This is a genomic window from Streptosporangium sp. NPDC005286 (assembly GCF_040607515.1).
In the GTDB taxonomy this organism is placed as follows: domain Bacteria; phylum Actinomycetota; class Actinomycetes; order Streptosporangiales; family Streptosporangiaceae; genus Streptosporangium.
The window spans coordinates 1-10,073 of sequence record NZ_JBEXGU010000247.1 but is presented as its reverse complement, the minus strand read 5'-3'; the positions used below and the strand labels follow the sequence as shown (position 1 = coordinate 10,073).

General features: G+C 69.2%; 7 protein-coding genes. 2 read left to right on the top strand and 5 right to left on the bottom strand.

The genetic code is table 11. The annotated features are described in order from the left end of the window. The first annotated feature begins 473 nt into the window (after positions 1–473). Positions 474–1,589, top strand: a complete 1,116-nt coding sequence (locus ABZU75_RS43040; RefSeq protein ID WP_355568140.1) for an AI-2E family transporter — start codon at positions 474–476, stop codon at positions 1,587–1,589. 9 nt (positions 1,590–1,598) lie between these two features. Continuing rightward, positions 1,599–2,351 (top strand): DUF6597 domain-containing transcriptional factor, encoded by a 753-nt coding sequence (locus tag ABZU75_RS43035; protein ID WP_355568137.1) that lies wholly within the window; start codon positions 1,599–1,601, stop codon positions 2,349–2,351. Positions 2,352–2,357: 6 nt separating this feature from the next. Here the strand turns inward: ABZU75_RS43035 and ABZU75_RS43030 are convergent, their stop codons facing one another. From ABZU75_RS43030 to ABZU75_RS43010, 5 genes are all read right to left on the bottom strand, one after another. Further along, complete coding sequence (locus ABZU75_RS43030) at positions 2,358–4,010, bottom strand: AMP-binding protein (RefSeq protein ID WP_355568134.1); 1,653 nt, start codon at positions 4,008–4,010, stop codon at positions 2,358–2,360. Between the two features lie 49 nt (positions 4,011–4,059). Continuing rightward, the gene (locus tag ABZU75_RS43025) at positions 4,060–4,911 is read right to left on the bottom strand and encodes a PhzF family phenazine biosynthesis isomerase (protein ID WP_355568132.1); all 852 of its coding nucleotides are present in this window, start codon (positions 4,909–4,911) and stop codon (positions 4,060–4,062) included. Between the two features lie 27 nt (positions 4,912–4,938). Then, positions 4,939–6,339, bottom strand: a complete 1,401-nt coding sequence (locus tag ABZU75_RS43020; RefSeq protein WP_355568129.1) for a hypothetical protein — start codon at positions 6,337–6,339, stop codon at positions 4,939–4,941. Positions 6,340–6,562: 223 nt separating this feature from the next. Beyond that, a complete protein-coding gene (locus tag ABZU75_RS43015) occupies positions 6,563–8,596 on the bottom strand; it encodes a glycosyl hydrolase family 18 protein (RefSeq protein WP_355568126.1) in 2,034 nt (677 codons plus the stop codon). A 218-nt stretch (positions 8,597–8,814) separates the two neighbouring features. Further along, positions 8,815–10,073: fibronectin type III domain-containing protein (locus ABZU75_RS43010; protein WP_355568122.1), on the bottom strand; the 1,259-nt coding region annotated here is incomplete at its 5' end.

Sequence of the window (10,073 nt, the reverse complement as noted above, 5' to 3'; positions counted from 1 at the left end):
CCGATGAAAGGGCAGGTTGGACAGGGTTGTGCTTCATGCACTGGCTTTTAACACACTGTTGAGTTCTCAAGAAACGGACGCGTACACCGTTGTCCGCAGACCCGCGTTCGCGGTGTCCCGGGCTTCGGGGCGTTCCATTCCGTGCCACCATCTTATCGGATCTGCCGGGTTTGTGTCAACTTGTCGGCTTCCCGACCATCGACTCAGACCCGCCGAACCCGCTAGGATTGCGACCACCCTGTTTCCAGGGCAACCCCTCTAACTTACTCCAACATCCGGTTGTTGTCCAATCGGATCTCGGCGCGACGCATGCGTCCCGACGAGGGAACTGATCAAAAGGGTGGTCCCGAGGCTCTGGCGATCTCCGCCGACCTCCTCGGGCCTGTGAACTCTATGTACGCCGCCGGGTCCCGTCAAATCAAAGCGCGTGCCCCATGGAGACGTGTTTCCCGTTCGCTGGGTAGAGATCGAATATGACGGACCAGCGAGTATTGCCCAGGGCGCTCGTCGTGCTTCTCTGCGCCGCGAGTGCGGTGATCGTCCTGGGAGGGGTCAGGCAAGTCAACTCGATCGTTGGACCGGCACTGCTGGCGCTGGTCCTGGTCCTGGCGGTCTCCCCGGTCAGGACCTGGCTTCACCGGCACGGTGCTCCCGGGTGGGTACTGGTGGCCGTCCCCCTGGTGATCTTGCTGCTGATACTCCTGGGCATGGTGGCGATCCTGACCCTTGCCATCGCGCAACTGGCCGCTCTCATACCCACCTATGACAAGCAGTTCCAGCACCTCGTTCTGCAGGCACAGGAACTGGCGGCGAACCTCGGCATCGGCACGCGGCAGATAAACCAGGCGATCAACTCCTTCTATCCCGGCAAGGTCTTCACGATCGCGCAGGAATTCCTCAGCGGGCTGGTGGGCGCGTTCTCCGGCATCGTTCTCATCATCGTCCTGCTCCTGGCCATGTGCCTGGACGCGCAGGCCTTCTCCAGGATTCTCGCCATGGGGGCGGCGCGCAGACCCCTGCTCATCGGTGCGCTCCACGACTTCGCCCACCGGACCCGTCGTTATCTTGTGGTGTCGACGGCGTTCGGGCTGGTCTGCTCCGCGTTGGACGTGGCCGCGCTCTGGTTTCTCGACGTGCCACTCCCCCTCCTCTGGGGCGTGGTGGCACTGATCACCAACTACATCCCCAACATCGGCTTCGTCCTGGGCCTGATACCGCCCGCCCTGCTCGGTCTCCTGTCGGGCGGCCCCAAAACCATGCTCTTCGTGATCGTCGCCTATGTGTTGATCAATTTCGTGGTGCAGTCGCTGATCCAGCCCAAGTACCTCGGTGACGCCGTCGGGCTGTCCACGACCCTGACCTTCATCTCGCTCATCCTGTGGACGTTCCTGCTCGGCCCGCTGGGCGCGCTGCTGGCCATCCCGCTCAGCCTGCTGACCCGCACGTTGCTGATCGACAGCGATCCCGACGGCGAGTGGGCCGCCGCCCTCGTCTCGGGGAATGTGCCCGACGAGGGGCAGCCGGCGGCGGAGGACTCGACGACGGGCGACCGGCAGGAGAAGAACGGAGGAGGAGACAGCCGCCCGTAACCTGAGGCCATGTATCGCGAGTGGGCTCCGGACTCCCGCGTCGCCGGGCGGGTGGCCTGCGTGTGGAGCAACGAGGCGACCACCGTCACAACCACCGTCACAACCGCCGTCACGACCACGGGCACGCCCCAGCTGGTCGTGCCCGACGGCTGTGTGGATCTGATCTGGGGTCCGGGAGGAGCACAGGTCGCGGGTCCCGACACCGGCCCGAAAACCGTGTGGATGTCGCCGGGCGACCGCTACATCGGGATCCGGTTCAGACCCGGCGCGGCGGGCGGGCTGTTCGGCGTGCCGCTCGACAGCCTGCGTGACCTGCGGGTACCGCTGTCCGAGCTGGAACCGCTCAGGGAACTGTCCGAGCTGGCCCCTTTCACGGGAGGGTCGCCGGAGCCGGTCACCGACGCCGTGCAACGGGTTCTGGCCGTACGAATGCGCACGACGTCCGAGCCCGATCCCGCCGCGTCGGCGATCGCCGAGGCACTGCTGGCGGGGCGGAGCGTCAGGGAGGTGGCCTGGGATCTGGGGCTCGGCGAGCGGCAGCTTCTGCGCCGGTCCCTGCGGGCCTTCGGGTACGGCCCGAAGACGCTGCAGCGGGTGGTCAGGTTCCAGCGGGCGCTGCGGCTGGCCAGGCGCGGCATCGCGGCGGCCGAGGTCGCCGCGGCCAGTGGATACGCCGACCAGGCTCACATGGCGAACGAGGTACGGCGGCTGGCGGGAGTTCCCCTGGGCCGGCTGATCGGACAGTCCGGCGGCGGATACTGACGGGCACTAGGGAAGCAGCCGGGCGCGGCCGAAGTCGACGAACCTGGCACGCAGTGCCGAGCACGCCTCCTCGGTCAGCGGGACGTAGGCGAGGTCGCGTCCCGGCCGCCACCACACCGGGTCGGCGCACTCCCACAGCTGGCGCCGCAGACCGCTCTTGTCCACCTTGTTGGTGGCGGTGAGCGGCATCTCCGGTGTCAGCCGTACGAAGCGGGGAGCCCACTTGGTGCCGAGGTCGGGCTGGGCGTTGAGGAACACGGCGAATCCGGCAGGTTCGAAGTCGCCGTCGAGTTCCAGCGCGGCCATGACCTGGTCGCCGGTGCGCGGGTCGGGCACCGCGTAGACGGCGCACATGACCGTGCCCGGGTAGCGGGCGAGGATGCGCTCGACGGGCGCGGCGGCGAAGTTCTCGCTGTCCACCCGGAGCCGGTCGGCGTCCCTGCCCGCGAAGTAGAAGTATCCGGCGCTGTCGCGGTAGGCGAGGTCGCCGCTCCAGTACCAGCCGTCGCGGAGCCGTTGGGCGTCCGCCTCGGCGTTGTTGTAGTAGCCCTCGAAGGAGGCGTCGCGCCGGACGATCTCGCCGATCGCCTCGTGCCCGTTGACCAGCCCGCCACTGTCGTCGAAGCGGGCCCGCGGACACTCGCGGCCGGTGGCGGGGTCGTGAACGGCGACGTCCATCCCCTGCTGCGGCAGGCCGAGCGCGTCGGCCGGGGTTCCGGGAACCTTGCTGATCGCGATCGCCCCCTCCGAGGAGCCGTACCCCTCGATGATCTGGGCGCCGAACCGCCTGGCGAACTCGGTCAGGTCGCGGGAGGAGGCCTCGGTCCCGAAGGCGGCCCGCAGCGGGTTGCGGAAGTCGTCGTCGCCTTCGGGGGTGGCCAGGATGTACGCGAGGGCGCGGCCGACGTAGTTGAAGTAGGTGACGCCGTACCTGCGGATGTCGGCGAGGAACTCCGAGGCGCTGAAGCGGCGGCGCATCGCCACCGTCGCGCCCACGCCGGTGGCCATAGCCAGGTTGGCCATGACGGCGTTGCCGTGGAAGAGCGGCATCGCGAGGTAGGTCACCGACTCCCGGTCGATCCCGAACCGGTCGCCCCGCCCCGCGATGGCCGCCAGCCGCCCCTGACCGCAGATCACCGCCTTCGGGGATCCGGTCGAACCCGAGGTGAAGAGCAGCAGCAACGCCTCCTCGGGCCGTGGCGGCTTCTCGGCGTCGAGGGCCGCCCTCGCCTCGGTGCCGGTGCGGCGGGCCAGCAGCGCGCGGTAGCCGTCGGTGTCGGCGAGCAGGACCCGGCCGGGTGGCAGCCCGAGGTCGAGACCGTCGAGCAGGGCGGAGCGCGGGGTGTCGGTGACGATGAGGTGGCAGTCGGTGTGCCGGATGTCCGCGGCGAGTTCCGCGCCGCGCCGGGTGGGGTTGATGCCGACCAGGGTCGCGCCCGAGAGAGCCGCGGCGAAGATCCAGAAGACGTACTCGGGGACGTTCTCCAGCAGGACGCCGAGGTGGAACGGGCGGCCCGGCTCCCACATGTCCAGTGCCAGTGCCGCCCGCAGTTCCGCCTCGTGGACGATCCGCGCCCAGCTGTAGCTCTCGTTCTCGAAGCGCAGGCCGGGATGTTCGTCACCGGCCCGCGCCCGGATCAGGTCCGCGAATGTCACCACACCCGGATCTTGAGCAAGTGCTTGGTCAAAGTCAAGCCGTGCCGGGGATTCAGACGATCTCCAGCGCCACCGCTCCGCCGCTCACCCGGCTCCGGCCGTCAGCCGAGGCGATCGAGACCTTCAGCGTGCTGGGCCGTCCCATGTCCACCCCCTGGATGACGGTGAACTCCGAGCAGCCGAAGCCGAGAGTGCGCAGGTAGCCGCCGAAGGCGGCGGCCGCGGCCCCGGTGGCCGGATCCTCCACGACGCCCCCGACCGGGAAAGGGTTGCGGGTGTGGAACCGCTCGTCGCTCTCCCGCCAGAACAGGTTCACCGTCGTCCAGTCCTCGCGGATCATCAGTGCCTTCAGCCGCTCGTAGTCGTAGTCGAGGTCGGCCAGGCGCTCGCGCGAGGCCGCGGCGACCACGAGGTGCTGCACGCCACCGAACGCGACGTGCGGAGGAAAGGCCGGGTCGAGTTCGTCGTGGGACCAGCCGAGGGCGGCGAGGGCCTCCTCCAGCGTCTCCTCCGCGACAGGCCGGGAGTAGGTGGGGACGCTGGTGAGCGTGGCACGGAGCGCGTCGTCGGCGATCTCGGTGTCGATGACGATCTCACCGGCGTTCGTGTCGAAGACCAGCCGGCCGGTCCCGAGGCGCTCGGCCAGGGCCACCGAGGTGGCGATCGTGGCGTGCCCGCAGAACGCCACCTCCGTCGAGGGCGCGAAGTACCGGACCCGGAAGGCGCGCCGCCCGTCGTCGCGAGCGGTCACGAACGCCGTCTCGGAGTATCCGACCTCGGCGGCGACGGCGAGCATCTCCTCGTCGGAGAGCCCGGCCGCGTCGAGGACGATCCCGGCGGGGTTCCCCCCTTCGGGATCATGGGTGAAGGCCGTGTAGCGCAGAATTTCCACAGTGTTCGTCACACCTGCCTACACTAACCAGCTAACCCATCACGGCGGTGACAGGCTGGGGGAGGCCGGGACGGGCCGCGGGGATGGCGGTTCCTCGGGAGCGTCAGGTGCTTTGAAGACGCGGCGTGCCCAGGGCATCGCGAGCACCAGGATCGGCAGCAGCACGATGGAGCCCTGGGACCAGAAGACATGGAGGCTCCGCCAGGTGGCGGAGTCGAACTGGGTCATGTAGAGGTAGCCGTACGCGGCCCAGAAGGACACGCCGATGATGGCCGGCCAGGCGAAACGGGTCGGACGGGCGACCAGGAACGGCATGAACCACAGGAGGTACTGCGCGCCGAGCCTGGGAGTGGCGACCATGAAGGCGACCAGCAGCGCCGTGGTGAGGTCGACCGGGTCGGCGCGGCGCCACAGGAAGGCGGTCACCAGCAGGGTGACGTAGACCAGACGGGTGCCGAAGGTGGCGATCGCCTGGTTCAGATCGTTGACACCGCCCATCAGGATGGCGCTCCAGGTCCACTGGCCGACGATCGGGCGGACGTCCTGGATCACCCGGATGACCTCGGGGATCTGGCTCAGCGAGGTGCCCGCGAAGATCGGCAGGGTGACCAGGAAGAAGATCGGCGCGATGCCGGTGGCCACGAACGCCACGACGCGGGCGCGGAAGGTGGGCAGCAGCAGGAGCATGCCCGGGATGAGCCAGATCGGCCAGCTCTTGGCACAGAGCGCCAGGCCCATCAGCAGCCCCGCGAACAGGGCACGGCGTAGGGACTGCCGGTCGCCTGGGCGCGGGGTGAGCGCCCTGCGGACCACGCCGGTGGGACCCGTGGCATGCCGGACGGCACCGGGGAGGCCTCGGAACGCGACGCTGCCCCGCACCAGCGCGACCACGTCGGTCCGGATGCCCGGCCGGTCGGGGTCGCCGGGCCCCCGGGCGACGACGAAGGCGGCGACGCCGAAGACCAGGGCGACCGGCTCGACCTGGCCGTGCACGGAGGCGACCAGGATGGCCAGCGGGTTGCAGGCGTACTGGAAGGCGCGCAACGACGCCTTGGAGCCTCCGGCGAGCTTGCCGACCAGCGGGATCAGCGCGATGTCGGCGACCACGGTGACCAGGCGCCCGCCGATCTCCCAGGGGATGCCCAGCCAGAGCAGGAAGCCGTAGACGTAGGGGATGGTCGGCAGGAAGTGCCAGCCGCCGTTGCTCCCCAGGACGGGATCCTCACGGTTCAGGACCGCCTCACCCGCGGGTTTGAAGCTGTTGACGAAGTCGACCGGCTGCCAGGTGTCCATCGCCGAGGTGGTCATGATGAGCACCCTGAAGACGATTCCGACCACCAGCACGGCCAGCAGTGAGGGCCGCCAGCCCTTCCACTGTGCGACCAGGGCGAGCACGACACCTGTGACGAGGACGAACCCCGTGAGAATTGCGTAGTCCATGACGGCCTCTAGCCTGCCGGACCTCACCGCCGACCGGCCACCCGGTCTCTAAACCGAGACCTCTCTGCCAGTTTTGGCGACTCTGGGAATCCGGGCCGTCACAAAGAGCGACGATCGCGAACCGCTTTGGGCGTAAGAGGACGTACCCGCCCCATGAGACCCGCGGACGCGGAGGGGGGAACCTCGCCGCCGGAAGTCCGTCTCTCCCGGCGGCGAGGAGTTCTCAGCCCAGACCGTCGAGATAGGCCCGGTGGTTGCGGGAGAACTCGAAGGCGTTGTACCTGTCCCAGTTGATGGACCAGGTCATCAGGCCGCGGAGGTTCGGGTAGACCCCCCTGGGCCGGTACGGACCGCAGTTGGTCCCCTTCGCCAGGCAGTCGAAGGCCTTCTGGACCTCCGCCACCGTGGTGAAGCCGTTGCCCGCGTACGCGGCGGCGGGCAGGCCGATGGCGACCTGGTCCTGGCGTAGCGCGGGGAAGACGTTGGCCGGGTTGCCGGCGATCGGGAAGCCCGCGAGCAGCATGTCGGTCATGGCGACGTGGAAGTCGTGGGTGCCCATGGTGTGGTACTGGTTGTCCAGCCCGGTGATCGGCCCGGAGTTGTAGTCCTGGACGTGCAGCAGGGTCAGGTCGTTACGCATCGCGTGGATGACCGGGAGGTAGGAGGCGGCCCGCCGGTCGGCGGAGCCGTTCGGTCCCGGGCCGTAGAACTGGTAGCCCAGCTGGACGAAGAACGTCTCGGGGGCCATGGTCAGTACGAACCGGGCTCCGTACCTGGCCTTGAGGGTCTTCAGCGCGGAGATCAGGTTGACGATGACCGGGGTGGTGGGTGCGGACAGGTTGGTGTCGCCGCTGTCGAGGTAGAGGGAGTGGCCTTCGAAGTCGATGTCCAGCCCGTCCAGGCCGTACTTGTCGATGATGGCGCTCACCGACTGGACGAACTTGTCGCGCGCGGCCGTGGTGCTCAGCTGGACCTGGCCGTTCTGGCCGCCGATCGAGATCAGCACCTTCTTGCCGAGTGCCTGCTTGGCCCGGATTCCGGCGATGAACTCCGCCTCGGACTCGACGTTGGGGCACTCGGCGACCGGGCACTGGGTGAAGCGGATGTCCCCCGAGGTCACCGAGGTGGGCTCGCCGAAGGACAGGTTGATGACGTTCCACTCATTGGGGACGTCGGCCATCCGGATGTAGCCGGAGCCGTTGGCGAAGGAGGCGTGCAGGTAGCCGACCAGCACCCGCTTGGGCAGGTCGCCGGGGGGCGGCATGTTGGTGACGGTCGCGGAGATCGCGCCCGACTTCGCCGACTCACCCGAGGCGTTGGTCGCGCTCACCTGGTAGCTGTGGGTGCCCGCGCCGGGGGTCTCGGAGAAGGTGGTCCCGGTGGCGCTGCCGACCTTGGTGCCGTTGCGATAGACGTTGTAGCCGGTCGCACCCGAGGAGGCGTTCCACCTCAGCGAGACGCTCGTGCCGCTGACGGTGGCGGCCAGCCCCGACGGTACGGACGGGGGCGGCGGCTGGTCGTTGCCGACCGTCACGGAGACCGCGCCCGACTTCGCCGACTCACCCGAGGCGTTGGTCGCGCTCACCTGGTAGCTGTGGGTGCCCGCGCCGGGGGTCTCGGAGAAGGTGGTCCCGGTGGCGCTGCCGACCTTGGTGCCGTTGCGATAGACGTTGTAGCCGGTCGCACCCGAGGAGGCGTTCCAGCTCAGCGACGCGGTGGTGACGTTGCCGGTGCCGGTGAGCCCGGTGGGTGCGGCGGGGGGCTGGCCCTGGCCCGGCTGGCCGTCGAGGACGAAGTCGTCGGCCTGGTAGGTGCCCTGGCCGTACCAGCCGTTGACGTAGATCGTCACCGAGGTGGTCGAGGCGCCGGTGGTGAACGAGGTGGACAGCTGGGCGTAGGACGACGGCGAGGACGTCCACGTGCTGGGGTCGGTCCCGCCGGTGCCGGTCGCGCCGAGGAAGACGTAGCCGCCCCTGACCCAGGCCGACAGGGTGTAGGCCGAGGACGGTCTGACGCTGACCGTCTGCTGGCACCGGGCGGTGTCGTTCCCGGCCGGTGTGGCCTGCAGTGCCCTGGTACCGCCGTGCACCGGCGAGGACACCGCCGTGGCCCCGGAGGACGCCGTGCAGGTCCATCCGGTCAGCCCGTTCTCGAAGCCGGGGTTGACCGCGATGTTGGCGGCGTGGGCGGGTGACGCGGCGAGCATCGTCCCGCCCAGCGCCAGTACGGCGATCGCCGCGAGTTTCCTGAGGTGCATCCGATTTACCCCGCAAAAATCTTTAGGAGGGTGTCGTGGGGGTACGGCCCGCCCCCCGGGCGGGGTGCGGGCCGTACGAGTCGTGTCGGCCGTACGGATCGTGCGCGGCGTGTTTCCGCCCCGGGCGTTCTCGCTCGGTGCGCCTTCGCTCCGCGTTTTCGCCCTGGGCGGGCCCGCGTCAGACGTTTTCGTGCTGGGCGGGCCCGCTTCGTGCGGTTTTAGAAGCCGGCGGTGACGCGGGTGAAGTCCCAGTCGGACTGGGCGATGCCGCTGCAGTTGGAGACCACGCCGCCACCGGGGCAGGGACGGTCGCGGTTGACCGCCCAGTAGGCGAGACGGGTCAGGCCCTTGGACTTGGCCCAGTCGCGGATCTGGGTCCAGGCCGCCACCGTGGTCAGCTCCTGCTGGTCGGACAGGCCGTTCATGCCGGAGATGCCCATCCGGGCGTACGCCTGCGCGTCGGTCCAGCCGTTGGCCGCCTTCAGCGCGTTCTTCAGGCCCTCGGAGGCGTTGACGGTGTCGGTGTAGATGTTGGAGGCGCCGAAGTCGAACGGCATGATCGTGTAGTTGTCGATCGGCACGGCCAGCGCCTTGGCCTGGTTGATCAGGCGGATGCCGTGGGAGTTCGGGCCGGTGGTGGTGGTGCCGAAGGTGACGGCGATCTTGACGTTGGGGTTGTTCTGCTTGACGATCTTCAGGCCGTTGAGGATGCGGTCCTGGACCGTGTAGTTCTCGAACTCGTCGGTGTTCTCGATGTCGAAGTCGACGACCGCCGGGCCGACCGCGTTGATGACCTGCTGCACCGCTCCGGCGAAGGCGGCCGGGGTGGAGCAGTTCGGGCCGAGCTTGTTGCCCTGCCAGCCGCCGAAGGAGATCTGGACGCTGCCGCCCGCGGCCTTGATCTGGTTGATCGCGGTCTGGTCGGCGCCGCCGGTCAGCGGCCGGTTACCGTCCCAGGCGGGGGTGCAGCCGCCGCTGGACAGGATGAACGCCATGGTGAAGGACTTCACGCCGGTGGCGCTCATGACCGTCGCGGGGTTCGGCGGGTTGCCCCAGCCCATGTAGAGGTACGGGGCTCCGGGCATCTTGCCGACCGGGTCGGGGTTGGTGCAGCCGGTGGTGGTGGCGCTCACCGCGCCGCTGGCGGCCGACTCGCCCTGGGCGTTGTAGGCCTTGACGGTGTAGGTGTGCGAGGTGCAGGTGCCGAGCGAGCCGATGGTGGTGCTGGTCCCGGTGACCTGGGCCCGCTGGGTGCCGCCCTCGTAGACGCGGTAGCCGGTGACGGTGCCGCTGGAGGCGCCCCAGGACAGGGAGATCGAGGAGTTGGTGGTGGCGGTGACCGACGGGGTACCGGGCGTGCCCGGGGTGCCGGGGGTGCTGCCGCCGCCGCAGGCCGCGCCGTTGAGCGTGCAGTTGGACGGGGTGACGCCGCCGGGGCTGCCGTTGAAGCCGAAGCTCGCGGTCGCACCGGGCGCCA

Bases quoted from the DNA above. Each gene is read 5' to 3' on its own strand.
- ABZU75_RS43040 (WP_355568140.1), top strand. From the start codon at position 474: ATGACGGACCAGCGAGTATTGCCCAGGGCGCTCGTCGTGCTTCTCTGC.
- ABZU75_RS43035 (WP_355568137.1), top strand. From the start codon at position 1,599: ATGTATCGCGAGTGGGCTCCGGACTCCCGCGTCGCCGGGCGGGTGGCC.
- ABZU75_RS43020 (WP_355568129.1), bottom strand. From the start codon at position 6,339: ATGGACTACGCAATTCTCACGGGGTTCGTCCTCGTCACAGGTGTCGTG.
- ABZU75_RS43015 (WP_355568126.1), bottom strand. From the start codon at position 8,596: ATGCACCTCAGGAAACTCGCGGCGATCGCCGTACTGGCGCTGGGCGGG.